Below are 25,852 nucleotides of genomic sequence, written 5' to 3'. Positions count from 1 at the left end.
TAGTCAGTCGCGCATCTGCCCGGGGGCAATGACTTCGCGCGAGCCGTTGGTGTTCATCGCGGTGACGACACCGGCGTTTTCCATGGCTTCGATCATACGGGCGGCGCGGTTATAGCCGATCTTCAACTTGCGCTGCACGGCGGAAATCGAGGCACGGCGACTTTCCAGCACGAATGCCACGGCTTCGTCGTACAGCGCGTCGGTCTCGGCGTCATCGTCGCCACCGCTGCTGCCGCCGTCGAAGCCGCTGCCAGCCTCTTCAACGCCCGCGAGGATGTCGTCGTTGTATTCCGGCGCGCCGCGCAGTTTCCAGGCTTCCACCACGCGATGGACTTCATCGTCGGAAACGAAGGCGCCGTGTACGCGGATCGGCAGGCTGGTGCCCGGCGGCATGTAAAGCATGTCACCGTGGCCGAGCAGCTGTTCGGCGCCGCCCTGGTCGATGATGGTCCGCGAGTCGATCTTGCTCGACACCTGGAACGCCATGCGCGTCGGGATGTTGGCCTTGATCAGACCGGTGATGACATCCACCGATGGACGTTGTGTCGCAAGGATCAAGTGGATACCGGCGGCACGAGCCTTCTGGGCGATACGTGCGATCAGTTCTTCGACCTTCTTGCCGACGATCATCATCATGTCGGCGAATTCGTCCACTACCACGACGATAGTCGGCAGCTTGGTCAGCAGCGGCGCTTCGTCGTGAATGCTTTCGCGTTTGTACAGCGGGTCGGTCAGCGGCGTGCCGGCGTCCTGGGCTTCCTTGACCTTGGCGTTGAAGCCCGACAGGTTACGCACGCCCATCTTCGCCATCAGCTTGTAGCGTCGCTCCATCTCGGCCACGCTCCAGCGCAGCGCATTGGCGGCGTCCTTCATGTCGGTGACCACTGGGCAGAGCAAATGCGGGATGCCTTCATAGATCGACAGCTCAAGCATCTTGGGGTCAATCATGATCAGTTTGGCGTCTTCCGGGCCGGACTTGAACAGAATCGACAGGATCATCGCGTTCACGCCCACCGACTTACCGGAACCGGTGGTACCGGCCACCAGCAGGTGCGGCATTTTCGCCAAATCGGTGATGACCGGTTTGCCGCCGATGTCGTGCCCCAGGGCCAGGGTGACCGGCGACTTGAAGTTGTCGTACTCCGGCGTCGACAGCACCTCGGAAAAGCGCACGATCTGGCGGTCTTCGTTGGGAATCTCGATACCCACGGTGGTCTTGCCGGGAATCACTTCCACCACGCGCACGCTGGTCACGGCCAGGGAGCGCGCCAGGTCTTTGGCCAGGTTGGAGATACGGCTGACCTTGACGCCAGCCGCAGGCTGGATTTCGTAACGGGTGATCACGGGGCCTGGGTGAATGGAATCGACCGACACTTCGACGCCGAATTCCTTGAGTTTGATCTCCAGCAGATGGCCGACGGCCGCCAGGGACTCGGGGGAATAGTTGAGTTGTTTCTTTTCAGCCGCGTCGAGAATCGAGATAGGTGGCAAGGTGCCTTCGACCGCGCTGTCGATAAACAACGGGGCCTGTTTCTCTTTCTGCACGCGATGGCTCGGCTCCGGGGCCTTGGGCGGCGCGGGGGCTATGACCGGCGGTACCTGCTTCTCGCGGTCCGACATGTGCTTGCTCAGGGCCTGCTCGCGCTCGATCAGGCGCTCCTTGACCTTGGCCTGCTCGCGACGATCCGGCGTGCTCGGCGCCACCACTTCGTTGACGCGGGTATCCACCTCGCGCAGCTGGGCCACCATGCGTTTGCGCTCGACCCGGGCCGCCCACCAGCGATTGGCGGCGCCTTGGAACAATTCAAGCAGGTCAAGGGTGATCTTGCCGGTCACGTCCATCACTTTGAACCACGACAGGTCGGTGAACACCGTGAGGCCGAACAGGAACAGCGCGATAAACATCAAGGTGCTGCCCTGGATATTCAGGGTCCTGCGCGCCAGATCGCCCAGGCTTTCACCCAGGGCACCGCCCGCGCCCGCCGGCAGACCGGTGGGGGCATGAAAATGGATATGGGCCAGCGCGGCGCCGGACAGCACCAGGAACACCAGGCCGATCAGCCGCCAGGAAAACAGCCAGCCGCTCCACTGCCACGGCTCGTGGCGCTGGCGGAAGATCTGCCAGGTCTTGATCGCCAGCAGCAACGGGAAGATATAGGCGAAGTAACCCAACACCATGAACAGGATATCGGCGCTGTAGGAGCCGACGGGGCCACCGAAGTTCTGTACGTCGTCGATCTTGCTGTTATGGCTCCAGCCCGGATCGTCCTTGCCATAGGTGAGCAAGGCCATCATCAGGAACAGGCACAATGCGCCGATCGCGATCAGCGCACCTTCCTTGAGACGATAATGCAGGTGCTGACGCCAGGCCGGCACGACTGTTTTAGGTGTCGCGGTGGATTTCTTCAAAACGGGTCTTTTCCTGCGCTTTTAGCGCGTCCATCTGTTGAATGACTGCAAAATACTGCCGGATCCGGGCAGCTGAAAAATGAACCAACGGGGTGAAAATTACTTTCAGCACGGGTGCTTGCCGTGCGAAACGACGATAACGCCACACTGGCCGCATTGTACGGGTTTGTGACCACGATGCCACGCCATTGCCTGCAACTCGACGGCCTGGCCGATTACGCTGTTGCGACGGGTTCAATTTGAGCATGCATTGCCTTTGCTGACAAAGGCTTATGCGCTGTTTCCGACAATCCAAAGCAGCTTGGCAAAAGGCCTGCATGTCACCGCCCCGCTTACGACCGCACCCTCGGCCCAGAGTTGCAGAAACACCCGCTCACGCTAATCCACGCCAACGGCCGATTCGGGCTGGCCCCAGGGCGCCGCGTCGACAATAATCAGCACTCGCGCGGCAGGTGCCAAGCCTGCCACTCCCCTCCCCTTTCGCTAGCCTGGATACCCATGCTGACCTGGTTACAACGCGACTCGCTGACTTTCCCCCCGCTGGCCAAGGCCATGCGCGAACCTAACGGCCTGCTAGCCGCCGGCGGCGACTTGTCGGCCGAGCGTCTGATACACGCCTATCGCCACGGCTGCTTCCCCTGGTTTTCGGAGGGCCAGCCGATCCTGTGGTGGTCGCCGGACCCTCGTACCGTGATTTTCCCCGACGAACTGCACGTGTCCCGCAGCCTGGCCAAACTGTTGCGCCAGCAGCGTTACACCGTGACCTTCGATCAGGATTTTGCCGCCGTCATCCAGGCCTGCGCCGCACCACGCGCCTACGCCGATGGTACCTGGATCACCGAAGGCATCCAGGCCGCCTATCTGGAACTGCACAGGCGCGGCCATGCCCATTCAGTGGAGGTGTGGGACAACGGCACGCTGGTAGGCGGCCTGTACGGCCTGACCATGGGCCAACTGTTCTTTGGCGAATCGATGTTCAGCCGCGCCGACAACGCCTCCAAATTCGGGTTTGCGACCCTCACACGGCAACTGCAGGCCTGGGGCTTTGTGTTGATCGACTGCCAGATGCCCAACGACCATCTGCACAGCCTGGGTGCACGCGGCATTTCCCGCAGCGAGTTTGCGGGCTTTCTGCGCGACCACCTGGACCAGCCCAACGCCGGACCCTGGCTTTCTTAGGCGACTTGCGCTGACCTGGCTTACACTTATTTCAAAGCTTATCCCGAGGGTTGATCATGACCGAGCTGGCGCGCTTGAAGTTTTATGCCACTCAAGCTCACTCTTGCAGCTATCTGCCCGACGAGCAGGCCACTACGCTGTTCCTCGACCCCAGCCAGCCCATGGACGTGCATGTGTACGCCGATCTTTCGGAAATGGGCTTTCGTCGCAGCGGCGACCACCTGTACAGGCCCCATTGCCAGAATTGCAACGCCTGCGTTCCGGCCCGGATCCCCGTGGGGCAATTCCTGCCGGACCGCAACCAGAAACGCATCCTCAAGCGTAATGCCGACCTGACAGTAACGTCGGCCAGGCCGAGGTTCACTGAAGAGTATTTCGACCTCTACCAACGCTATATCGAGCAACGCCACGCCGACGGCGATATGTTCCCACCCAGTCGCGACCAGTTTTCCACGTTCCTGGTACGCGACCTGCCCTTCTCGCGATTCTATGAGTTTCGCGCGGGTGGTCGGTTGCTGGCCGTGGCGGTCACCGATCTGCTGCCTAACGGCCTGTCGGCGGTGTACACGTTCTACGAACCCGGCGAGGAGCGCCGCAGCCTGGGGCGTTTTGCCATTCTCTGGCAAATCGGCGAAGCGCTGCGCCTGGAACTGGAGGCGGTGTACCTCGGCTACTGGATCAAAAACTGCAAAAAAATGAATTACAAGACCCAATATCGGCCCATTGAGCTGCTGATTAATCAAAGATGGGTCACGCTTAACTAGAACCCCTTGGCTTAAACACCCTTTTTCGGGCACAATGCACGCCGCTTTTGCCTGGCGCAGTTGCACCGGGCCATTCACTGGATACCGAGGGCTTTACTGCATGTCGAAAGAAGACAGCTTCGAAATGGAAGGCACTGTCGTCGACACCCTGCCCAACACCATGTTTCGTGTGGAGTTGGAAAATGGGCACGTCGTAACCGCGCATATCTCCGGCAAGATGCGCAAGAACTACATTCGTATTCTTACCGGTGACAAAGTGCGCGTCGAGCTGACGCCCTATGACTTGAGCAAAGGGCGCATCACTTACCGCGCTCGCTAAGCAAGTCAATACAAAACGCCCGGTTATGCCGGGCGTTTTTGTGTGCATGATTTTTCAAACATCGAAGGGGCTCCGCGGCGAGCTCTCTCCCACACTGGATCTTCATTGGTCTGGCAATCGAATTTCCACACAGCAAAAAGGCGCCTTTCGACGCCTTTTGCATGGGTGCGGTACGATCAGGCCATTTCAGCGGTGGTCTCGAACTCGAAGGTCAGCTCACCATCCTTCAGGTCGATATGCACCACGCCACCATGGTCGGACAGCTCGCCAAACAGGATCTCCTCGGCCAGTGGCCGCTTGATCTTGTCCTGGATCAAACGCGCCATTGGGCGGGCGCCCATTGCCGCATCGTAGCCACCTTCGGCGATCCAACTGCGCGCCGCTTCCGTGACATCGAGCTGTACGCGCTTGTCTTCCAACTGCGCCTGGAGCTCGGTAAGGAACTTGTCCACCACGCTCTTGATAACCTCATGACTGAGGCGACCAAACTGGATGATAGTGTCCAGACGGTTGCGGAACTCCGGTGTAAAGCTCTTCTTGATCACTTCCATCGCATCGGAAGAGTGATCCTGATGGCTGAAGCCAATCGAAGCCCGCGCGGCCGTCTCGGCACCGGCGTTGGTGGTCATGATCACGATCACGTTGCGGAAATCCGCCTTGCGCCCGTTGTTGTCGGTCAGGGTCCCGTGATCCATCACTTGCAGCAGCAGGTTGAAGACTTCCGGGTGTGCCTTCTCGATTTCATCGAGCAGCAATACGCAGTGAGGCTGCTTGGTGATCGCCTCGGTGAGCAGACCGCCCTGATCGAAGCCCACATAACCAGGAGGCGCACCAATCAGGCGTGACACGGTATGGCGCTCCATGTACTCGGACATATCGAAGCGAACCAGCTCGATACCCATGGCCTTGGCCAATTGCCGCGCCGCCTCGGTCTTGCCGACGCCGGTAGGACCGGCGAACAGGAACGAGCCGACAGGCTTGTCCGGCGACTTGAGGCCCGCGCGCGACAGCTTGATAGCCGTGGACAGCGAATCGATGGCCGCATCCTGACCGAACACGGTCAGCTTGAGGTCGCGCTCCAGGTTACGCAGCAGCTCCTTGTCCGAGCTGGTGACGTGTTTTGGCGGAATCCGCGCAATTTTCGCCACGATATCTTCGACCTGCGGCACATCAATGCGCTTCACGCGCTTCTCGGCTGGCTGGAGACGCTGGTAAGCACCCGCCTCATCGATTACGTCAATCGCCTTGTCAGGCATGTGACGGTCGTTGATGTAGCGCGACGCCAACTCCGCGGCCGAGCGCAGCGCTTCATCGGTGTACTCGATGCCATGGTGCGCCTCGAAGCGGCCCTTCAGGCCACGCAGGATGCCGATCGTGTCTTCAACCGAAGGTTCGGACACATCGACTTTCTGGAAGCGCCGCGCCAGGGCGCGATCCTTCTCGAAAATCCCGCGAAACTCCTGGAACGTGGTGGAGCCGATGCAACGGATATCACCCGACGACAGCAACGGCTTGAGCAGGTTGGACGCATCCATGACCCCGCCGGAAGCTGCGCCGGCACCGATGATGGTGTGAATCTCATCGATGAACAGGATCGCTTGTGGGCGTTTTTTCAACTCGCCCAGCAACGCCTTGAAGCGCTTCTCGAAATCGCCACGGTATTTGGTACCGGCAAGCAAGGCACCCAGATCGAGGGAATATACGACACTGCTGGCCAGCAGGTCCGGCACCTGATTGTCGACGATACGCTTGGCCAGGCCTTCGGCAATCGCGGTTTTACCCACGCCGGCCTCGCCGACCAGCAGCGGGTTGTTCTTGCGACGACGCGCAAGGATCTGCGCTACGCGCTCGACTTCAAGCTCACGCCCCACCAGCGGATCGATCCGCCCCTGGCGCGCCAGTTCATTGAGGTTGCTGGCATAGGCATCCAGTGGATTGCCCGAAGAAGAAGACTCGCCGCCCTCGTCGTCCTGCATATCCTGCTCACCCTCGGAATGATCGCCGTGCCCAGGCACCTTGGAGATACCGTGGGCGATGTAGTTGACCACATCGATACGGGCAACGCTCTGCTGCTTGAGCAGAAACACCGCCTGGCTTTCCTGTTCGCTGAAGATCGCCACAAGCACATTGGCGCCCGTGACTTCACGCTTACCGGAGCTCTGTACGTGGAAAACGGCACGCTGCAATACCCGCTGAAAACCCAGGGTCGGCTGGGTTTCACGGTCCTCGTCATGCACGGGGATCAGTGGCGTGGTGGAGTCGATAAACTCCTGCAGATCATGCTTGAGTTTGTCGAGGTTGGCGCCGCACGCACGCAGAACGGTGGCGGCAGCTTCATTATCCAAAAGTGCCAGCAGCAGGTGCTCGACGGTCATGAATTCATGACGCTTCGAACGAGCCTCCTTAAAGGCAAGATTGAGGGTGACTTCGAGCTCGCGGTTTAACATAGCTTCACCTCATACCCAAGTGGTCGGCGTTAACCGTCCTTCTCGATTTCACAGAGTAGCGGATGCTGGCTTTCCCTGGCGTACTGGTTGACCTGCATGGCCTTTGTCTCGGCGATGTCGCGGGTAAACACTCCACATACTGCCCGTCCTTCTGTATGAACGGCCAGCATTACCTTGGTCGCCAACTCGCGGTTCAGGTTAAAAAACACCTCGAGCACTTCGACCACGAAATCCATCGGTGTGTAGTCATCGTTGAACAAAACCACCTTGTACATCGGCGGCGCCTGTAAGGCAGGCTTGGCCTCCTGAACAGCAATGCCTGCAGAACCGTCGTCATCGTGTTCGTGATCCGGTCGATCCTGATTGAATGTTAGTCGAATCTGGCTGATTGCATGCATGGAAAGAAAGGTTCGTCAGTTGTTCAATACAGTGGTGGGGGCAACCTGTCAGAATTTCAACTCTGACCGACTGGTCGCCTTGACTATCGGCAAAACGGTGTTACAACCAATAGAACCCACAGTGGGTAAAAAAGGTCCGCGCAGTCAACCTTATTTATTCGGGTTAGGACGGATAAACTGGATGATACTCCAGTGATGGAGTCTGGTGCAGAAGGAAATGGGTTATGTCTGGCAGCAAGATCAAAGGCAAGGTCAAGTGGTTCAATAACGCCAAGGGATATGGCTTTATTAATGAAGAAGGTAAAACCGATGACCTTTTTGCGCACTATTCAGCGATCACCATGGACGGCTACAAGACGCTGAAAGCAGGCCAAAGTGTGGAGTTCGAAATCATTCAGGGGCCAAAGGGACTGCATGCCGTTGAAATTTGTGCGGCCTGCGCGGCGGCGCCCGGGACGGCCCACGACACGACGCACGAAAAAAAGCCCAAAAAAGATCAATCCTCTAAAGAAAAGAAGCAACTGGCCTGATCGCATTTGGGTAAATAGCCTGCAAAAAAAACGGCCATTCTGGTTCAGCAGAATGGCCGTTTTATTTAGCCTGCCTTACATATGCGAAATCAACGCATCACCAAAGCCTGACGACGACACCAGCTTCGCGCCGTCCATCAGTCGCTCGAAGTCATAGGTCACGGTCTTGGCCGAAATCGCGCCATTGGTCCCCTTGATAATCAGGTCCGCCGCCTCGATCCAGCCCATGTGACGCAGCATCATTTCCGCCGACAGGATCAGCGAGCCGGGGTTAACCTGGTCTTTGCCCGCATACTTGGGCGCGGTGCCGTGAGTCGCCTCGAACATGGCGACGGTGTCGGACAGATTGGCGCCCGGCGCAATACCGATGCCGCCGACTTCCGCCGCGAGGGCATCGGACAGGTAGTCGCCATTTAGGTTAAGGGTGGCGATCACATCATATTCCGCCGGCCGCAGCAGGATCTGCTGGAGCATGGCGTCGGCAATCGCATCCTTGACCACCACATTCTTGCCGGTTTTCGGGTTCTTGAACTGCATCCAAGGCCCGCCGTCCAGCAAGGTCGCGCCAAACTCCTGCGCGGCCACTTCATAGGCCCACTCTTTGAAGGCCCCTTCGGTGAACTTCATGATGTTGCCTTTGTGCACGATGGTCAGCGAATCACGATCGTTATCCACCACATATTGCAGGGCTTTACGCGCCAGACGCTGAGTGCCTTCCTTGGACACCGGCTTGACGCCAATCCCGCAGTCCTGGTCGAAACGGATCTTGGTGACGCCCATTTCCTCCTTGAGGAACTTGATCACCTTGATCGCTTCAGGCGAACCGGCTTTCCACTCAATACCGGCGTAAATATCTTCGGAGTTTTCACGGAAGATGGTCATGTCCACGTCACCAGGCTTTTTCACCGGGCTAGGCACGCCTTCGAACCAACGCACGGGGCGCAGGCAAACATACAGATCGAGTTGCTGGCGCAAGGCAACGTTCAACGAACGGATACCGCCGCCAACCGGCGTGGTCAGCGGGCCCTTGATGGACACTACGTAATCCTTGACCGCGTCCAGGGTTTCCTGAGGCAGCCAGGTGTCCTGGTCGTAAACCTGCGTGGCTTTTTCGCCGGCGTAGACTTCCATCCAGGAAATCTTGCGCTTGCCGCCATAAGCCTTGGCAACCGCTGCGTCGACCACCTTTATCATCACCGGGCTGATGTCGACGCCAATACCGTCACCTTCGATGAACGGGATGATCGGGTGGTCAGGAACATTGAGAGAATGGTCTGCGTTGACGGTGATTTTGTCGCCGACTGCCGGAACCTGAATCTTCTTGTATCCCATGCTGAACTCCATCTATGGATTGAACATCTGGCTGCGTTCGAGCCTACTCCAGATAAATGACGACTGAAACCTAGCGCCATGCTCATTTGCATCGAAAACAGCATAAATTGTCGCCTACAAGCCTGAAAGCAAAGGGAAAAACGCCAATTTTGAGCACAACGTGCGACTTTAGGCGTAACCCGGTACCTGCGACCTTTAGACCAATGGACGACCCACCTTTTGTATGAAGGCTCAGCGTAAGCATAGCGACCTATGTATAATGCCGCCGCTGACCCAAGAGTCACGCCGGCAGACCGCTCTGGAACCGGGCCCTCCGCCAGAAAGCAGGACTATTACAATAGTCCACCCGCTTGACGCTCGACTGATGCAACCCAACATCACCGCGAAGAAACCTCGACATTTCGCTCATGGATGACTTTGAACGAACGCGCTCCACCCGGCGCATCTCGAGTTTCTGCGCACGCTTTCAGCAAAGAAGAGAGTTAATCCGAATATGCCCACCCGCTCGAAGATCATCTACACCTTCACCGACGAAGCCCCCGCCCTCGCCACCTATTCACTGCTGCCTATCGTAGAGGCTTTCACCGCTTCCGCTGATATTGCCGTGGAAACCCGCGACATTTCCCTCGCCGGGCGCATCCTCGCAAGCTTCCCCGAGCAACTGGGTACCAAGGCCGTGCCGGACCACCTCGCCGAACTGGGCGACCTGGCCGTAACCCCTGAAGCCAACATCATCAAACTGCCTAACATCAGTGCTTCGACCCCTCAATTGCAGGCGGCGATCAAGGAATTGCAGGCCCAGGGCTACGCCCTCCCGGACTACCCGGAAACCGTAACCACCGACGCGGAAAAAGAAACCCGTGCCCGTTACGACAAGGTCAAGGGCAGCGCCGTGAACCCGGTACTGCGCGAAGGCAACTCCGACCGCCGTGCGCCATTGTCGGTCAAGAACTATGCGCGCAAGCACCCGCACAAAATGGGCGCCTGGGCGGCAGACTCCAAGTCCCACGTTGCCCACATGAGCAATGGTGACTTCTACGGCAGCGAGAAAGCCGTACAGATCGAAGCCGCCGACGCAGTCAAGATCGAGCTGATTGCCAAAGATGGCACCGCAACTGTGCTGAAGGAAAAGACCTCGGTACAAGCCGGCGAAATCCTCGACAGCGCAGTGCTGAGCAAAAACGCCCTGCGTGCGTTCATCGCCGCCGAGATCGAAGACGCCAAGAAACAAGGCGTATTGCTGTCGGTACACCTGAAGGCCACCATGATGAAGGTCTCCGACCCGATCATGTTCGGCCAGATCGTTGCCGAGTTCTATAAAGAAGCGCTGACCAAGCACGCTGCCGTGCTGGAACAGATCGGCTTTAACCTGAACAACGGCATCGGCGACCTGTACGCCCGCATCAAGGCCCTGCCGGCCGACCAGCAAGCGCAGATCGAAGCCGACATCCAGGCTGTCTACGCCGCTCGCCCTTCCCTGGCGATGGTCAACTCCGACAAAGGCATCACCAACCTGCATGTGCCGAGCGACGTCATCGTCGACGCCTCGATGCCGGCCATGATCCGTGACTCCGGCAAAATGTGGGGCACCGACGGTCAACTGCACGACACCAAGGCCGTGATTCCGGATCGCTGCTACGCCACCATCTACCAAGCCGTCATCGAAGACTGCAAGGCCAATGGCGCGTTCGATCCAACCACCATGGGCAGCGTTCCGAACGTTGGCCTGATGGCCAAGAAAGCCGAAGAGTACGGCTCCCACGACAAGACGTTCCAGATCAAGGCTGACGGTGTGGTCCGCGTCACCGACAGCAAGGGCAACCTGCTGATGGAGCAAACCGTCGAAGCCGGCGACATCTTCCGCATGTGCCAGACCAAAGACGCGCCGATCCAGGACTGGGTCAAGCTCGCCGTCAACCGCGCCCGCGCCAGCAACACCCCGGCCATTTTCTGGCTGGACCCCAAGCGCGCCCACGACGGCGTGGTGGTCGAGAAAGTTCAGGCCTACCTGAAAGACCACAACACCGAAGGTTTGGACATCCGCATCATGTCGCCGGTCGACGCGATGAAGTTCACCCTGGAGCGTACCCGCAAGGGCCTGGACACCATCTCCGTGACCGGTAACGTATTGCGCGACTACCTGACCGACCTGTTCCCGATCATGGAACTGGGCACCAGCGCCAAGATGCTGTCGATCGTGCCGCTGATGAACGGCGGCGGCCTGTTCGAAACCGGCGCCGGCGGCTCGGCACCCAAGCACGTACAGCAACTGCTGGAAGAGAACTTCCTGCGCTGGGATTCCCTGGGTGAATTCCTGGCCCTGGCTGCATCCCTCGAGCACTTGGGTGTGACGTACAACAACCCCAAGGCCCTGGTACTGTCCAAGACCCTGGACCAGGCCACCGGTCAGTTCCTGGACAACAACAAGTCGCCATCGCGCAAAGTCGGCAACATCGACAACCGCGGCAGCCACTTCTACCTGGCGCTGTACTGGGCCCAGGCCCTGGCCGCTCAGTCTGAAGACACAGCGCTGCAAGCGCAGTTCGGCGAACTGGCCAAGACCCTGGCTGCGAACGAGGCGACCATCGTCGCCGAGCTCAATGCCGTACAGGGCAAGCCAGTGGACATCGGTGGCTACTACGCACCGAACCCGGAGTTGACCAGCAAGGCCATGCGCCCAAGCAATACCTTTAACGCGGCGATTGCCAAGTTGAAGTAAGGTTGTAAGGATGCAAAGAAACCCCGGCCCCGTGCCGGGGTTTCTGTTTCCAGCGCTCAACTCAGGAAACCGGATCAAATATGGGGGGGGCTTGCCCCTTCCCACATTGACTGTAATCCAGATCCAAGAACGCACCGCCCCCTGAATCAAGAGGCACACCATGACCTGGCAACCCCACATCACCGTCGCCACCATCGTCGAAGACAACGGCAAGTTCCTGATGGTCGAAGAACTCAAGGGCGGGCGCGCCGTACTCAATCAGCCTGCCGGTCACCTCGACCCGCATGAAACGCTAACCGAAGCCGCCGTACGCGAAACCCTTGAGGAAACCGGTTGGGACGTGGAAGCGACCGGTATCGTCGGCATCTACCTGTACACCGCCCCCAGTAATGGCGTGACTTATCAACGGGTCTGCTTCATTGCCAACGCCTTGAAACACCACCCGGACTATCAACTCGACGACGGCATCCTCCGCGCCCGCTGGCTGACCCGCGACGAACTGATGGGCCTGCGCGACGCCTGGCGCAGCGAGCTGATTATCCGCTGCATCGATGATTATCTGGCCGGCCAGCGGCACAGCCTGGAATTGATCCGCCCTTCTCTTTAGCCTTGCGGGCCCAGGCCTGCTAGAATCGCGTCCTTTTTCAAGACACCCGTTGAAACCCTATGCGTGATCCAGCCCCTTCTGACACACAAAAGAAGCGCGTCATCGTCGGCATGTCCGGCGGCGTGGATTCTTCCGTTTCCGCCGTTCTGCTCATGGAGCAGGGTTATGAGGTGGAAGGCCTGTTCATGAAGAACTGGGAAGAAGACGATGGAACGGAATATTGCACCGCCATGGACGACCTCGCGGACGCCCAGGCCGTGTGCGACAAGATCGGCATCAAGCTGCACACCGCCAACTTCGCGGCCGAGTACTGGGACAACGTGTTCGAGCACTTCCTGGCCGAATACAAGGCTGGACGCACGCCGAACCCGGACATCCTGTGCAACCGCGAAATCAAGTTCAAGGCGTTCCTCGACTACGCCATGATCCTCGGCGCGGACCTGATCGCCACTGGCCACTACGTGCGCCGCCGCGATATCGATGGCCGCACGGAACTGCTCAAGGGCCTGGACCCAAACAAGGACCAGAGCTACTTCCTGCACGCCGTCGGCGGTGAACAGATCGCCAAGACTCTGTTCCCGGTGGGCGAGCTGGAAAAGCCGGAAGTGCGCAGGATTGCCGAGCAGCACGGCCTGGCTACCGCCAAGAAAAAGGACTCCACCGGGATCTGTTTTATCGGCGAGCGCCGCTTCAGTGACTTCCTCAAGCAGTACCTGCCGGCGCAACCGGGCGAGATCAAGACCACCGAGGGAGAGGTCATCGGCCGTCATCATGGCCTGATGTACCACACCATCGGCCAGCGCCAGGGCCTGGGCATCGGCGGCCTCAAGGACGCTGGCGAAGAGCCGTGGTACGTGCTGGTCAAGGACTTGGAACACAACGTGCTGATCGTCGGCCAGGGCAACGAGCACCCGTTGCTGTTTTCCGGCGCCCTGCTGGCCTCGGAGATCTACTGGGTCAACCCGATTGACCTCAGTACCCCACGCCGCCTGACCGCCAAGGTGCGCTATCGCCAGAGCGACCAGCCCTGCACCCTGGAAAAGACCGCCAACGGCTACCGCGCCACCTTCGATGACCCGCAGCGCGCCGTTACTCCCGGCCAGTCCGTGGTGTTCTATGACGGCGAGGTGTGCCTGGGCGGTGGCGTGATCGAAGTCGCCGAACCCTGGAGCAACCCGGCATGAGCCCGACCCAGGAGCAATTGACGGCATTGGGCGGGGTATTTCTGGCCGCCGTGCTGGTGGACAAAATCGCCAAGACCGGCCAGGTCACCGAGGCGGGCCTGACCTGCATGCTCTGCAGCCTGCTGATCCGCGACCCCAAGGACACCCTGGAAGTTTACGGCGGTGATGACCTGGCGCTGCGCGAAGGTTACCGCGCACTGATCGGCGCCCTGGAACGCGACCCCAGCACCTTGCAGCGCGAGCCACTGCGCTACGCCCTGTCGATGCTCGGTCTGGAGCGCCAATTGGCCAAGCGCGAGGACATGCTGGAGACCATCGGCAAGCGTCTGCCACAAATCCAGTCCCAGGTGGAGCACTTCGGCCCGGCCCACGAAAACGTGATCGCCGCCTGTGGTGCGCTGTACCAGGACACCTTGAGCACCCTGCGCCAACGCATCCAGGTGCATGGCGACATGCGCAACCTGCAGCAACCGAACAACGCGTCGAAGATCCGCGCCCTGTTGCTGGCCGGTATTCGTTCGGCGCGACTGTGGCGCCAGCTGGGCGGTCACCGTTGGCAGCTGGTCATCAGCCGTCGCAAATTGCTCAAAGAGCTTTACCCGTTGATGCGCAACGAATAAGTCGCAGCAGCAGGCTGTTTTCACGCCGTTACGCGTAATACGCCGGTCAGTTGGCGACGGACCGGCGGATTTTTTCATGTATGATACGCGCCCCATTTCGTTGCCCGACTGTCCGAGAACACCCCATGCAGCTTTCTTCGCTCACTGCGGTTTCCCCTGTTGACGGCCGCTACGCCGGCAAAACCCAGGCCCTGCGCCCTATTTTCAGCGAGTACGGCCTGATCCGCGCCCGCGTTCTGGTTGAAGTGCGCTGGCTCCAGCGCCTGGCCGCTCACCCCGCCATCAGCGAAGTGCCGGCGTTTTCCGCCGAAGCCAACGCCGTGCTCAATACCCTGGCGGAGAACTTCTCCCTGGAGCACGCCGAGCGTGTGAAAGAGATCGAGCGCACCACCAACCACGACGTCAAAGCCATCGAATACCTGCTCAAAGAGCAAGCGGCCAAGCTGCCGGAACTGGCCAAGGTCAGCGAGTTCATCCACTTTGCCTGCACCAGCGAGGACATCAACAACCTGTCCCACGCCCTGATGCTGCGCGAAGGCCGTGACGACGTGATGCTGCCGCTGATGCGCCAGACCGCCAACGCCATCCGCGAGCTGGCGATCCGTTTCGCCGACGTACCGATGCTGTCGCGCACCCACGGCCAACCGGCCTCGCCGACCACCCTGGGTAAAGAGCTGGCCAACGTGGTGTACCGCCTGGAGCGCCAGATCGCGCAAGTGGCCGCCGTGCCATTGCTGGGCAAGATCAACGGCGCGGTGGGCAACTACAACGCCCACCTGTCGGCTTACCCGGAGATCGACTGGGAAGCCAACGCCCGCGCCTTTATCGAAGACGAACTGGGCCTGGGCTTCAACCCGTACACCACGCAGATCGAACCGCACGACTATATCGCCGAGCTGTTCGACGCCATCGCGCGCTTCAACACCATCCTGATCGACTTCGATCGCGATATCTGGGGCTACATCTCCCTGGGCTACTTCAAGCAGCGCACCATTGCCGGTGAAATCGGTTCGTCGACCATGCCGCACAAGGTCAACCCGATCGACTTCGAAAACTCCGAAGGCAACCTCGGCATCGCCAACGCCCTGTTCCAGCACCTGGCCAGCAAGTTGCCGATCTCCCGCTGGCAGCGCGACCTGACTGACTCCACCGTGCTGCGCAACCTCGGCGTGGGCTTTGCCCACAGCGTGATCGCGTATGAAGCCAGCCTCAAAGGCATCAGCAAACTGGAGCTCAACGAGCAGAAGATCGCCGCTGACCTGGATGCGTGCTGGGAAGTACTGGCCGAACCGATCCAGACCGTGATGCGCCGCTACAACATCGAAAACCCGTACGAGAAACTCAAAGAATTGACGCGCGGCAAGGGCATCAGCCCTGAAGCGCTGCAGACTTTCATCGACGGCCTGGACATGCCGGCCGCGGCCAAGGCCGAGCTTAAATTGCTCACCCCGGCCAACTACATCGGCAATGCCGTGGCCCAGGCCAAGCGCATCTGATCCAAGCAAGACCCTTGAGACGCCCGGCCGCGCCGGGCGTTTTTATTCCAGTCTGAAAAGTGCTTTTTTTCAATAGGTTACACATGAATCCTGATATTCCTCTTCAACTTCTGGGCGGCATCACGGCACGGGAATTCCTGCGCGATTACTGGCAGAAAAAGCCGCTGCTGATCCGTCAGGCCATCCCTGACTTCGAAAGCCCGATCGACGCCGACGAACTGGCCGGCCTGGCCTTGGAGGAGGAAGTCGAATCACGCCTGGTGATCGAACATGGTGAGCGTCCGTGGGAACTGCGCCGTGGTCCGTTTGCCGAAGACGCCTTCAGCACACTGCCCGAGCGCGAATGGACCCTACTGGTGCAAGCGGTCGACCAGTTCGTACCGGAAGTGGCCGAGCTGCTTGAGCAGTTCCGCTTCCTGCCAAGCTGGCGCATCGACGATGTGATGATCAGCTTTGCCGCGCCTGGGGGCAGTGTCGGCCCGCACTTCGATAACTACGATGTGTTCCTGCTGCAGGCCCAGGGCAAGCGCAACTGGAAGATCGGCCAGATGTGCAGCTCCGAGAGCCCGCTGCTGCAACACGCCGACCTGCGCATCCTGGCCGAATTCGAAGAAAGCGCCGAGTGGGTGCTGGAACCGGGCGACATGCTCTACCTGCCGCCGCGCCTGGCGCACTACGGCATCGCCGAAGATGACTGCATGACCTACTCGGTCGGCTTCCGTGCACCGAGCGCTGCCGAAGTGCTGACTCACTTCACCGACTTCCTCGCCCAGTACCTGACCGACGAAGAACGTTACACCGATGCCGACGCGCAGCCGGTCAGCGACCCGCACCAGATCCAGAGCGACGCCCTCGACCGCCTCAAAAGCCTGCTGGCCGAGCACATGAGCGATGAGCGAATGCTGCTGACCTGGTTCGGCCAATTCATGACCGAACCGCGCTATCCGGAACTGGTGGCCGGCGAAGAGCTGGGCGAAGAAGACTTTGTCGCCAGCCTGCAGGACGGCGCGATCCTGGTGCGCAACCCAAGCGCGCGCATGGCCTGGTCGGAAGTGGACGATGACGTGCTGCTGTTCGCCAGCGGCCAGAGTCGTTACCTGCCGGGCAAGTTGCGCGAACTGTTGAAAATGATTTGCTCTGCCGACGCCCTGCATGCCGAGAACCTCGGCCCGTGGCTGGCGGACGAAGACGGTCGCGACTTGCTGTGCGAATTGGTCAAGCAAGGAAGCCTGGGATTTGCCGATGAATAGAATTCACGTAAGTGTCGCGAACTGGCATAAGGATATCGCTGAGATTCGGCGCATTCGTGAAGCAGTGTTTATTGCTGAGCAGTCGGTTCCACCTGAGCTGGAGTGGGACGCGGACGACGCAGAGGCCATGCATTTCCTGGCGTTCGAAGGCGACTTCCCGATCGGCACCGCGCGCCTGCTGCCCAGCGGCGAGATCGGTCGTGTATCGGTGCTCAAGGACTGGCGCGGGCTGAAGGTGGGCGACAAGCTGATGGAGGCCGTGATCGAAGCCGCTGAAAAACGCGGCCAGACCAGGCAATTCCTCAGTGCCCAGGTGTATGCCGCGCCGTTCTATGAGCGGCTGGGCTTTGAGATCGTCAGTGATGAATTCCTGGAAGTCGGGATTCCTCATGTCGATATGGTGCGCGGCGCCTGATTCGAGACCGTGTCGCTGCCATCGGGGGCAAGCCCCCTCCCACATTTGAAATGTACAGGGTCAACATGTGGGAGGGGCTTGCCCCCGATAGCTATTTCAGCCACACCAGCAATGCCCCGCCATGCGGGGCATTTTGCCGTCTACGATTCAATATGCGACCGGCCAGGCCGACAAACTGGCACTATCACGTCTAATTGACTCGCAGAGATAACGGACATGTCCCTACGCACCCTGCTCACCGCCCTCCTCCTGACCGTCAGCGTCTCGGCCAGCGCCGACACCGCAGTCGTCAACCTGAGCAACCGCACCAGTGCCGACCTGCTACCGGTGGCGCAGAACTTTATCGGCAAGGACGGCACTGTCAGTGCCTACGGCAACCAGCTGATCGTTAACGCTGCCCCTGGGAAGATCGAGGGCCTGCGCACCCTGCTCTCCCAACTGGATACACCGGCCAAGCGCCTGCTGATTACCGTCGATACCAATGAAAGCAACCTACAGGACACTGGCGACAGCCAGACCCGCATCATCAACTACGGCACCGTCAGCCGCGAGGGCGGCATTCAGCAGATCCAGGCCAGCGAAGGCGTGCCCGCGCTGATCCAGGTCGGCCAGAGCTTGCCGCTGACTACCACCTCGCAAGACAGCTACGGGCGCCTGCAAAACCAGACCCAGTATCGCAACGTCACCCAAGGGTTCTATGTCACCGCCAGCGTCACCGGCGACACCGTACACCTGGCGATCAGTACCAACCGTGACCGCATGAGCCAGGAACGTCCCGATGTAGTGAACGTGCAGAGCACCGACACAAGTGTCAGCGGGCGCCTGGGTGAGTGGATCCCGCTCGCTGGCATCAACCGCCAGACTCAAGCCGATAAAACGTCCACGACCCGCAGCTACTCTACTCAGGGCCGGGATGACCTGACATTGCGGGTCAAGGTCGACACCCTGAACTGAAGCACCAAAAACTGACTGATGAGTCGTATAAGACTAAAGATGTAGTGCCTGAAAAAAAGCACTACAAAACATTTGACGATCCAAAAAAGCCTGGGCATGATGGCCTCGCTCCCGCTAATCAGGGGCCCTGGCAAGGGCCTTCGGATCGTCGCTCCAAGTTACCCACCCGAGCCGATTCGTGTCTGTACCGCCCACAAGGCGTGTTTGACGAGGTTGCGACTGGAACGAAGTTGTCCCGAGGGACGGAAGCTAACCAGGTAACCCGGCTACACACTGATGGATCGTACAAAGGCCCACGACGCCCGAAGACCGTTCGCAGTCTGCCCTTACCTGCTCAACTCCCCCTTGAGCCCATCGTTCAACCCGTCGCCCACCCCGTCGAACCTGACCTGACTGCCTACGCTTCTGATCAGCGAGCAGCCATGACCACGCACTGGCTACAGTGGCTGGCCAACGGAATGTTCAACCCAGTAGATTTTCCACAAGACGCGACGAGGTTTTTCCCCATGGCACTGACACGCGAACAGCAAATTGCAGCCCTTGAAAAAGACTGGGCTGAAAACCCACGCTGGAAAGGCGTGACCCGCGCTTATTCCGCTGCTGACGTCGTCCGCCTGCGCGGCTCGGTTCAACCTGAGCATACCTTTGCAAAACTCGGCGCCGAGAAGCTGTGGAACCTGGTTACCCAAGGTGCCAAGCCATCCTTCCGCCCCGATAAAGATTTCGTCAACTGCATGGGCGCCCTTACTGGCGGCCAGGCAGTCCAACAGGTAAAAGCCGGTATCCAGGCAATCTACCTGTCCGGCTGGCAAGTGGCGGCGGACAACAACTCCGCCGAATCCATGTACCCCGACCAATCGCTGTACCCGGTGGACTCCGTGCCGACCGTGGTCAAGCGCATCAACAACTCGTTCCGCCGCGCCGACCAGATCCAGTGGAAAGCCGGCAAGAACCCGGGCGACGAAGGCTACATCGACTACTTCGCACCGATCGTGGCTGACGCCGAAGCCGGCTTTGGTGGCGTGCTGAACGCCTACGAGCTGATGAAAAGCATGATCGAGGCAGGCGCTGCCGGCGTGCACTTCGAAGACCAACTGGCGTCGGTAAAAAAATGCGGCCACATGGGGGGCAAGGTACTGGTACCGACCCAGGAAGCCGTGCAGAAGCTCACCGCCGCGCGCCTGGCAGCTGACGTCGCCGGCACGCCGACCATTATCCTGGCCCGCACCGACGCCAACGCCGCCGACCTGCTGACCTCGGACTGCGACCCGTACGACCAGCCGTTCGTCACTGGCGAACGCACCCAGGAAGGCTTCTACAAAGTTCGCGCAGGCCTGGATCAAGCCATCGCCCGCGGCCTGGCCTACGCGCCGTATGCCGACTTGATCTGGTGCGAAACCGCCAAGCCGGATCTGGACGAAGCCCGTCGCTTTGCCGAAGCAATCAAGAAGGAATACCCGGACCAACTGCTGTCCTACAACTGCTCGCCTTCCTTCAACTGGAAGAAAAACCTGGACGACGCGACCATCGCCAAGTTCCAGCGCGAACTGTCGGCCATGGGCTACAAACACCAGTTCATTACCCTGGCCGGCATTCACAACATGTGGCACAGCATGTTCAACCTGGCGCACGACTACGCCCGCAACGACATGACCGCCTACGTGAAACTGCAGGAGCAGGAATTCGCTGACGCCGCCAAGGGTTACACCTTCGTCGCGCACCAGCAGGAAGTGGGCACCGGCTACTTCGACGACATGACCACCGTGATCCAGGGCGGCACCTCGTCCGTGACGGCGCTGACCGGTTCGACTGAAGAAGAGCAGTTCCACTGATCGATCCAAGTACACGGCCACCGCGGACCCGTTAAAAAGCTAACCGCAGTGCCGCACGATCTGACGCCCCGACTGGTTCGGGGCGTTTTTTTGCCGATATACATCTCACCGATTCAATAAGGGCCCAATGTGGGAGGAACCCTGCAACCTGAAGATTTTGTGCAAAACCTTGATCCAGAGCGGTATTCGCTGCAGATAAATCGGTTAAAAGATCCGCTGCGACAACTAGCGGTAACCGATCAAGTAACGGCAACTTCCCTCGCCACACCACAACCGTCCGCTTAAAACCCGCCCAAACAATATTCATTATCATTTAGAACATAGAAACTTCGTTACAACCTAAACAAAACACAATTGATCAAATGCCCGCTAATGCCCACCACGCAAGGGTTACAGCCCCAAGAAGGTGCACTATGTGCTTATTCCGCCGAATAATTTCGCCATCGGAATTTTACTTGCCCGGTGTTTAGCCATAAAATCAACGCGATTGACTACGCTGCGACATATCGTCACTGCATCGTTACTTTTTCGAGCTCAGAGGCCTTTGCCCTCTGTTAAGGATTTCCAGCATGACCGAAGCGACAGGACTCATGGCCCACAACTGGGGCTTTGCCATTTTCCTTCTCGGTGTTGTCGGCCTTTGTGCCTTCATGCTCGGCGTCTCCAGCCTCCTCGGGTCAAAAGCCTGGGGCCGCAGCAAAAACGAACCGTTCGAGTCCGGCATGCTACCTACAGGTGGCGCCCGCTTGCGGCTCTCAGCCAAATTCTATCTGGTCGCGATGCTGTTCGTGATCTTCGATATCGAAGCCCTCTTTCTCTTTGCCTGGTCTGTGTCCGTCCGCGAAAGCGGCTGGACCGGATTCGTCGAAGCTCTCGTTTTCATAGCAATTCTGTTGGCAGGTCTTGTCTACCTGTTCCGAGTGGGCGCCCTTGATTGGGCTCCGGAAGCTCGTCGCAAGCGGCAGGCGAAGCTGAAACAATGAGGCTTTGGCGATGCAATACAATCTCACCAGGATCGACCCGGATGCTCCTAACGAGCAGTACCCCATCGGCGAACGGGAAACCGTTTCCGATCCGTTAGAAGATCAAGTCCACAAAAACATCTACATGGGCAAACTCGAAGACGTGCTGAGTGGCGCGGTCAACTGGGGGCGTAAGAACTCCCTATGGCCGTATAACTTCGGCCTTTCGTGCTGCTACGTGGAAATGACCACCGCCTTCACGGCGCCCCACGACATCGCGCGCTTCGGCGCCGAAGTAATCCGGGCATCGCCGCGCCAGGCGGATTTCATGGTTATCGCCGGTACCTGCTTCATCAAGATGGCGCCGATCATTCAGCGTCTCTACGAGCAAATGCTTGAGCCGAAGTGGGTTATCTCCATGGGTTCGTGCGCCAACTCCGGGGGCATGTACGACATCTACTCCGTGGTTCAGGGGGTGGACAAGTTCCTGCCCGTGGACGTCTACGTGCCTGGCTGCCCGCCCCGCCCGGAAGCATTCCTGCAAGGCTTGATGCTGTTGCAGGAATCGATTGGCAAGGAGCGTCGCCCACTGTCCTGGGTGGTCGGAGATCAAGGTGTTTACCGCGCCGAGATGCCGTCCCAAAAGGAACAGCGCCGCGAACAGCGAATCGCAGTCACCAACCTGCGCAGCCCCGACGAAGTCTGATCCAGCCCGCTTCTTTCATAGAACGAAAACCTGGCCTCATTCTTTACGTTGACCGAAAGCGATAAAAAACCATGACTACAGGCAGTGCTCTGTATATCCCGCCTTATAAGGCAGACGACCAGGATGTGGTCGTCGAACTCATTAACCGTTTTGGCCCTGACGCCTTCACCGCCCAGGCCACACGCACCGGTATGCCGGTGCTGTGGGTGGCACGTGCCAGGCTCATCGAAGTCCTGACCTTCCTGCGCAACCTGCCCAAGCCGTACGTCATGCTCTATGACCTGCATGGCGTGGACGAGCGTCTGCGCACCAAGCGCCAGGGCCTGCCAAGCGGCGCCGACTTCACTGTGTTCTATCACCTGATGTCGCTGGAACGTAACAGCGACGTGATGATCAAGGTCGCGCTGTCCGAAAGTGACCTGAGCGTGCCGACCGTGACCGGCATCTGGCCCAACGCCAGCTGGTATGAGCGTGAAGTCTGGGATATGTTCGGCATCGACTTCCCGGGCCACCCGCACCTGTCGCGCATCATGATGCCGCCGACCTGGGAAGGTCACCCGCTGCGCAAGGACTTCCCTGCGCGCGCCACCGAATTCGACCCGTTCAGCCTCAACCTGGCCAAGCAGCAGCTTGAAGAAGAAGCGGCGCGTTTCCGTCCGGAAGACTGGGGCATGAAGCGCTCCGGCACCAACGAGGACTATATGTTCCTCAACCTGGGCCCGAACCACCCTTCGGCCCACGGTGCCTTCCGCATCATCCTGCAACTGGACGGTGAAGAAATCGTCGACTGCGTACCGGACATCGGCTACCACCACCGTGGCGCCGAAAAGATGGCCGAACGTCAGTCCTGGCACAGCTTCATCCCGTACACCGACCGTATCGACTACCTCGGCGGCGTGATGAACAACCTGCCGTACGTGCTCTCGGTCGAGAAGCTGGCCGGCATCAAGGTGCCGGACCGCGTCGACACCATCCGCATCATGATGGCAGAGTTCTTCCGGATCACCAGCCACCTGCTGTTTCTGGGTACCTATATCCAGGACGTCGGCGCCATGACCCCGGTGTTCTTCACCTTCACCGACCGTCAGCGCGCCTACAAGGTCATCGAAGCCATCACCGGTTTCCGCCTGCACCCGGCCTGGTACCGCATCGGTGGCGTGGCCCACGACCTGCCCAATGGCTGGGAACGCCTGGTCAAGGAATTCATCGACTGGATGCCCAAGCGCCTGGACGAGTACCAAAAGGCTGCGTTGGATAACAGCATCCTCAAGGGCCGTACCATTGGCGTTGCGCAGTACAACACCAAGGAAGCCCTGGAATGGGGCGTCACCGGTGCCGGCCTGCGTTCCACCGGCTGCGATTTCGACCTGCGTAAAGCTCGCCCCTACTCCGGCTACCAGAACTTCGAGTTCGAAGTACCGCTGGCGGCCAACGGCGATGCCTACGACCGTTGCATCGTGCGCGTCGAAGAAATGCGCCAGAGCCTCAAGATCATCGAGCAATGCATGCGCAACATGCCGGCAGGCCCGTACAAGGCGGATCACCCGCTGACCACGCCGCCGCCCAAAGAGCGCACGCTGCAGCACATCGAAACCCTGATCACGCACTTCCTGCAGGTTTCGTGGGGCCCGGTCATGCCGGCCAACGAATCCTTCCAGATGATTGAAGCGACCAAGGGTATCAACAGTTATTACCTGACGAGCGATGGCGGCACCATGAGCTACCGCACCCGGATTCGTACACCGAGCTTCCCGCACTTGCAGCAGATCCCTTCGGTGATCAAAGGCGAGATGGTCGCGGACTTGATTGCGTACCTGGGTAGTATCGATTTCGTTATGGCCGACGTGGACCGCTAAGCATGAACAGCACGCTTATCCAGACAGACCGTTTCACCTTGAGTGAAACCGAGCGCTCGGCCATCGAGCACGAGCTGCATCACTACGAAGACCCGCGCGCGGCGTCGATCGAAGCCTTGAAGATCGTCCAGAAGGAGCGCGGCTGGGTGCCGGACGGCGCCCTCTACGCCATCGGCGAAATCCTCGGCATCCCCGCCAGCGACGTTGAAGGCGTGGCGACGTTCTACAGTCAGATCTTCCGCCAGCCGGTCGGCCGCCACATCATTCGCGTGTGCGACAGCATGGTCTGCTACATCGGTGGTCACGAGTCCGTGGTCAGCGAAATTCAGAACAAACTGGGCATCGGCCTCGGCCAGACCACCCCGGACGGCCGCTTCACGCTGCTGCCGGTGTGCTGCCTGGGCAACTGCGACAAGGCGCCGGCGTTGATGATCGACGACGACACATTCGGTGACGTCCAGCCTGCCGGCGTGACCCAATTGCTCGAGGGCTACCCATGACCCTGACATCTTTCGGCCCGGCCAACCGCATCCAGCGGTCGCCCGAAACTCACCCGCTGACCTGGCGCCTGCGCGACGATGCCGAACCGGTATGGTTCGACGAATATCAGGCCAAGAACGGTTACGCCGCAGCGCGCAAAGCCTTCGCCGACATGGCCCAGGACGATATCGTCCAGACCGTGAAAGACGCCGGCCTCAAAGGCCGCGGCGGTGCAGGCTTCCCCACGGGCGTCAAATGGGGCCTGATGCCCAAGGACGAATCCATCAACATCCGCTACCTGCTGTGCAACGCGGATGAAATGGAACCCAACACCTGGAAAGACCGCATGCTGATGGAGCAACTGCCCCATCTGCTGATCGAAGGCATGCTGATCAGCGCCCGCGCGCTGAAAACCTACCGGGGCTATATCTTCCTGCGTGGCGAATACACCACTGCCGCCAAGCACCTCAACCGTGCCGTGGCGGAAGCCAAGGCCGCAGGCCTGCTGGGCAAGAACATCCTCGGTTCGGGGTTCGACTTCGAACTGTTCGTGCACACCGGCGCCGGGCGTTATATCTGCGGTGAAGAAACCGCGCTGATCAATTCCCTCGAAGGCCGCCGCGCCAACCCGCGCTCCAAGCCGCCCTTCCCCGCCGCCGTGGGCGTGTGGGGCAAGCCGACCTGCGTGAACAACGTCGAAACCCTGTGCAACGTGCCGGCGATCATCGCCGACGGCGTGGACTGGTACAAATCCCTGGCCCGCGAAGGCAGCGAAGACATGGGCACCAAGCTCATGGGCTTCTCCGGCAAGGTCAAGAACCCTGGCCTGTGGGAGCTGCCGTTCGGCGTGACCGCGCGCGAGCTGTTCGAGGACTACGCCGGCGGCATGCGCGACGGCTATACCCTGAAAGCCTGGCAGCCAGGCGGCGCCGGTACCGGTTTCCTGTTGCCCGAACACCTCGACGCACAAATGTACGCCGGCGGCATCGGCAAGGTTGGCACCCGTATGGGTACGGGCCTGGCGATGGCGGTGGACAACACCGTCAACATGGTGTCCTTACTGCGCAACATGGAGCAGTTCTTTGCCCGTGAATCGTGCGGGTTCTGCACGCCATGCCGCGACGGCCTGCCGTGGAGCGTCAAGCTGCTGATGGCCCTGGAAAAAGGCGAAGGCCGCGAGGGTGATATCGAGACCCTGCTGGGCCTGGTCGGCTTCCTCGGCCCAGGCAAGACCTTCTGTGCTCACGCACCGGGCGCCGTGGAGCCATTGGGCAGCGCAATCAAATACTTCCGCTCTGAATTCGAGGCCGGCATCGCGCCAACCCGCGCGGGCGACCTCAATCAGGTGGTATCACCGACCATGGTCGGTGCGTAACGCTTAAAAAAGCGAAGG

The 25,852-nt window shown here is 59.7% G+C and carries 23 protein-coding genes; 18 read left to right on the top strand and 5 right to left on the bottom strand.

Features of this window, described 5'->3' with window-relative positions:
• Positions 1 to 3: 3 nt before the first annotated feature.
• Complete coding sequence (locus tag G7025_RS03530) at positions 4 to 2,409, bottom strand: DNA translocase FtsK (RefSeq protein ID WP_181076639.1); 2,406 nt, start codon at positions 2,407 to 2,409, stop codon at positions 4 to 6.
• On the bottom strand, positions 2,384 to 2,656 hold the full coding sequence (locus tag G7025_RS03525) for a hypothetical protein (RefSeq protein WP_181076638.1): 273 nt from the start codon (positions 2,654 to 2,656) through the stop codon (positions 2,384 to 2,386). Before G7025_RS03525 ends, G7025_RS03530 begins: the two co-directional genes overlap by 26 nt.
• 251 nt (positions 2,657 to 2,907) lie before the next feature.
• Between G7025_RS03525 and aat the strand changes: the two genes are divergently transcribed.
• The 3 genes from aat to infA all read left to right on the top strand — a co-directional run bounded on the left by aat (position 2,908) and on the right by infA (position 4,671).
• The gene (gene aat, locus G7025_RS03520; RefSeq protein WP_181076636.1) at positions 2,908 to 3,588 is read left to right on the top strand and encodes a leucyl/phenylalanyl-tRNA--protein transferase; all 681 of its coding nucleotides are present in this window, start codon (positions 2,908 to 2,910) and stop codon (positions 3,586 to 3,588) included.
• 56 nt (positions 3,589 to 3,644) lie between these two features.
• Positions 3,645 to 4,352 carry an arginyltransferase gene (locus G7025_RS03515; protein WP_181076635.1) on the top strand — a complete coding sequence of 236 codons (708 nt, stop codon included), beginning with the start codon at positions 3,645 to 3,647 and terminating at the stop codon, positions 4,350 to 4,352.
• 100 nt (positions 4,353 to 4,452) lie between these two features.
• Positions 4,453 to 4,671, top strand: a complete 219-nt coding sequence (gene infA / locus G7025_RS03510) for a translation initiation factor IF-1 (protein ID WP_002553999.1) — start codon at positions 4,453 to 4,455, stop codon at positions 4,669 to 4,671.
• A 176-nt stretch (positions 4,672 to 4,847) separates the two neighbouring features.
• Here infA and clpA read toward each other — a convergent pair whose 3' ends face one another.
• Entirely contained in the window at positions 4,848 to 7,118 is a 2,271-nt protein-coding gene (clpA, locus tag G7025_RS03505) for an ATP-dependent Clp protease ATP-binding subunit ClpA (protein WP_181076633.1), read from the bottom strand.
• 29 nt (positions 7,119 to 7,147) lie between these two features.
• Complete coding sequence (clpS, locus tag G7025_RS03500; RefSeq protein ID WP_010567912.1) at positions 7,148 to 7,516, bottom strand: ATP-dependent Clp protease adapter ClpS; 369 nt, start codon at positions 7,514 to 7,516, stop codon at positions 7,148 to 7,150.
• 224 nt (positions 7,517 to 7,740) lie between these two features.
• On the opposite strand from clpS, the gene cspD reads away from it, so the two are divergent.
• A complete protein-coding gene (gene cspD / locus G7025_RS03495; RefSeq protein ID WP_181076631.1) occupies positions 7,741 to 8,046 on the top strand; it encodes a cold shock domain-containing protein CspD in 306 nt (101 codons plus the stop codon).
• Between the two features lie 75 nt (positions 8,047 to 8,121).
• On the opposite strand, the gene icd is transcribed toward cspD, so the two are convergent.
• On the bottom strand, positions 8,122 to 9,378 hold the full coding sequence (icd, locus tag G7025_RS03490; protein ID WP_181076630.1) for an NADP-dependent isocitrate dehydrogenase: 1,257 nt from the start codon (positions 9,376 to 9,378) through the stop codon (positions 8,122 to 8,124).
• Between the two features lie 493 nt (positions 9,379 to 9,871).
• Here icd and G7025_RS03485 point away from each other — a divergent pair, with 493 nt between their 5' ends.
• The 14 genes from G7025_RS03485 (at position 9,872) to nuoF (ending at position 25,834) form a co-directional block, all read left to right on the top strand.
• Positions 9,872 to 12,097 carry an NADP-dependent isocitrate dehydrogenase gene (locus tag G7025_RS03485; protein WP_181076628.1) on the top strand — a complete coding sequence of 742 codons (2,226 nt, stop codon included), beginning with the start codon at positions 9,872 to 9,874 and terminating at the stop codon, positions 12,095 to 12,097.
• Between the two features lie 160 nt (positions 12,098 to 12,257).
• Positions 12,258 to 12,704, top strand: a complete 447-nt coding sequence (locus tag G7025_RS03480; protein WP_181076626.1) for an NUDIX hydrolase — start codon at positions 12,258 to 12,260, stop codon at positions 12,702 to 12,704.
• 59 nt (positions 12,705 to 12,763) lie between these two features.
• Positions 12,764 to 13,888 (top strand): tRNA 2-thiouridine(34) synthase MnmA, encoded by a 1,125-nt coding sequence (gene mnmA, locus G7025_RS03475; RefSeq protein WP_181076625.1) that lies wholly within the window; start codon positions 12,764 to 12,766, stop codon positions 13,886 to 13,888.
• Positions 13,885 to 14,508 (top strand): high frequency lysogenization protein HflD, encoded by a 624-nt coding sequence (hflD, locus tag G7025_RS03470; protein ID WP_181076623.1) that lies wholly within the window; start codon positions 13,885 to 13,887, stop codon positions 14,506 to 14,508. The genes mnmA and hflD overlap by 4 nt, the downstream gene beginning before the upstream one ends.
• A gap of 125 nt (positions 14,509 to 14,633) precedes the next feature.
• Positions 14,634 to 16,004: an adenylosuccinate lyase gene (gene purB, locus G7025_RS03465; protein ID WP_007940861.1), complete on the top strand. Its 1,371-nt coding sequence runs from the start codon at positions 14,634 to 14,636 to the stop codon at positions 16,002 to 16,004.
• An 83-nt stretch (positions 16,005 to 16,087) separates the two neighbouring features.
• Complete coding sequence (locus tag G7025_RS03460; protein WP_181076622.1) at positions 16,088 to 17,254, top strand: ribosomal protein uL16 3-hydroxylase; 1,167 nt, start codon at positions 16,088 to 16,090, stop codon at positions 17,252 to 17,254.
• The gene (locus tag G7025_RS03455; RefSeq protein WP_181076620.1) at positions 17,247 to 17,669 is read left to right on the top strand and encodes a GNAT family N-acetyltransferase; all 423 of its coding nucleotides are present in this window, start codon (positions 17,247 to 17,249) and stop codon (positions 17,667 to 17,669) included. The genes G7025_RS03460 and G7025_RS03455 overlap by 8 nt, the downstream gene beginning before the upstream one ends.
• A 216-nt stretch (positions 17,670 to 17,885) precedes the next feature.
• Positions 17,886 to 18,623, top strand: coding sequence for a secretin N-terminal domain-containing protein (locus G7025_RS03450; RefSeq protein WP_181076619.1), 738 nt, complete (start codon positions 17,886 to 17,888; stop codon positions 18,621 to 18,623).
• A gap of 506 nt (positions 18,624 to 19,129) precedes the next feature.
• Positions 19,130 to 20,455 carry an isocitrate lyase gene (gene aceA / locus G7025_RS03445; protein ID WP_003174717.1) on the top strand — a complete coding sequence of 442 codons (1,326 nt, stop codon included), beginning with the start codon at positions 19,130 to 19,132 and terminating at the stop codon, positions 20,453 to 20,455.
• A 569-nt stretch (positions 20,456 to 21,024) separates the two neighbouring features.
• The gene (locus G7025_RS03440; RefSeq protein ID WP_003219575.1) at positions 21,025 to 21,438 is read left to right on the top strand and encodes an NADH-quinone oxidoreductase subunit A; all 414 of its coding nucleotides are present in this window, start codon (positions 21,025 to 21,027) and stop codon (positions 21,436 to 21,438) included.
• A gap of 10 nt (positions 21,439 to 21,448) precedes the next feature.
• On the top strand, positions 21,449 to 22,123 hold the full coding sequence (locus G7025_RS03435) for a NuoB/complex I 20 kDa subunit family protein (RefSeq protein WP_003174719.1): 675 nt from the start codon (positions 21,449 to 21,451) through the stop codon (positions 22,121 to 22,123).
• 71 nt (positions 22,124 to 22,194) lie between these two features.
• Positions 22,195 to 23,979 (top strand): NADH-quinone oxidoreductase subunit C/D, encoded by a 1,785-nt coding sequence (gene nuoC, locus G7025_RS03430; protein WP_181076617.1) that lies wholly within the window; start codon positions 22,195 to 22,197, stop codon positions 23,977 to 23,979.
• Between the two features lie 2 nt (positions 23,980 to 23,981).
• The gene (nuoE, locus tag G7025_RS03425; RefSeq protein WP_003174721.1) at positions 23,982 to 24,479 is read left to right on the top strand and encodes an NADH-quinone oxidoreductase subunit NuoE; all 498 of its coding nucleotides are present in this window, start codon (positions 23,982 to 23,984) and stop codon (positions 24,477 to 24,479) included.
• Positions 24,476 to 25,834, top strand: a complete 1,359-nt coding sequence (gene nuoF, locus G7025_RS03420; protein WP_181076615.1) for an NADH-quinone oxidoreductase subunit NuoF — start codon at positions 24,476 to 24,478, stop codon at positions 25,832 to 25,834. Before nuoE ends, nuoF begins: the two co-directional genes overlap by 4 nt.
• Positions 25,835 to 25,852: the final 18 nt, after the last annotated feature.

The sequence above is a fragment of the Pseudomonas lurida genome (genome assembly GCF_013522705.1).
Classification (GTDB): Bacteria; Pseudomonadota; Gammaproteobacteria; order Pseudomonadales; family Pseudomonadaceae; genus Aquipseudomonas; species Aquipseudomonas quebecensis.
Note: the sequence above shows the minus strand (reverse complement) of the source record. Positions and strands in the feature narration are given on the sequence as shown.

Coding starts and splice junctions, on each gene's coding strand:
- G7025_RS03440 (WP_003219575.1), top strand. CDS start 21,025: ATGACCGAAGCGACAGGACTCATGGCCCACAACTGGGGCTTTGCCATT.
- mnmA (WP_181076625.1), top strand. CDS start 12,764: ATGCGTGATCCAGCCCCTTCTGACACACAAAAGAAGCGCGTCATCGTC.
- G7025_RS03460 (WP_181076622.1), top strand. CDS start 16,088: ATGAATCCTGATATTCCTCTTCAACTTCTGGGCGGCATCACGGCACGG.
- G7025_RS03480 (WP_181076626.1), top strand. CDS start 12,258: ATGACCTGGCAACCCCACATCACCGTCGCCACCATCGTCGAAGACAAC.
- aceA (WP_003174717.1), top strand. CDS start 19,130: ATGGCACTGACACGCGAACAGCAAATTGCAGCCCTTGAAAAAGACTGG.
- G7025_RS03485 (WP_181076628.1), top strand. CDS start 9,872: ATGCCCACCCGCTCGAAGATCATCTACACCTTCACCGACGAAGCCCCC.
- infA (WP_002553999.1), top strand. CDS start 4,453: ATGTCGAAAGAAGACAGCTTCGAAATGGAAGGCACTGTCGTCGACACC.
- nuoE (WP_003174721.1), top strand. CDS start 23,982: ATGAACAGCACGCTTATCCAGACAGACCGTTTCACCTTGAGTGAAACC.
- icd (WP_181076630.1), bottom strand. CDS start 9,378: ATGGGATACAAGAAGATTCAGGTTCCGGCAGTCGGCGACAAAATCACC.
- G7025_RS03525 (WP_181076638.1), bottom strand. CDS start 2,656: ATGCTCAAATTGAACCCGTCGCAACAGCGTAATCGGCCAGGCCGTCGA.
- purB (WP_007940861.1), top strand. CDS start 14,634: ATGCAGCTTTCTTCGCTCACTGCGGTTTCCCCTGTTGACGGCCGCTAC.
- nuoC (WP_181076617.1), top strand. CDS start 22,195: ATGACTACAGGCAGTGCTCTGTATATCCCGCCTTATAAGGCAGACGAC.
- hflD (WP_181076623.1), top strand. CDS start 13,885: ATGAGCCCGACCCAGGAGCAATTGACGGCATTGGGCGGGGTATTTCTG.
- G7025_RS03455 (WP_181076620.1), top strand. CDS start 17,247: ATGAATAGAATTCACGTAAGTGTCGCGAACTGGCATAAGGATATCGCT.
- cspD (WP_181076631.1), top strand. CDS start 7,741: ATGTCTGGCAGCAAGATCAAAGGCAAGGTCAAGTGGTTCAATAACGCC.
- clpS (WP_010567912.1), bottom strand. CDS start 7,516: ATGCATGCAATCAGCCAGATTCGACTAACATTCAATCAGGATCGACCG.
- G7025_RS03515 (WP_181076635.1), top strand. CDS start 3,645: ATGACCGAGCTGGCGCGCTTGAAGTTTTATGCCACTCAAGCTCACTCT.
- nuoF (WP_181076615.1), top strand. CDS start 24,476: ATGACCCTGACATCTTTCGGCCCGGCCAACCGCATCCAGCGGTCGCCC.
- aat (WP_181076636.1), top strand. CDS start 2,908: ATGCTGACCTGGTTACAACGCGACTCGCTGACTTTCCCCCCGCTGGCC.
- G7025_RS03435 (WP_003174719.1), top strand. CDS start 21,449: ATGCAATACAATCTCACCAGGATCGACCCGGATGCTCCTAACGAGCAG.
- G7025_RS03450 (WP_181076619.1), top strand. CDS start 17,886: ATGTCCCTACGCACCCTGCTCACCGCCCTCCTCCTGACCGTCAGCGTC.
- clpA (WP_181076633.1), bottom strand. CDS start 7,118: ATGTTAAACCGCGAGCTCGAAGTCACCCTCAATCTTGCCTTTAAGGAG.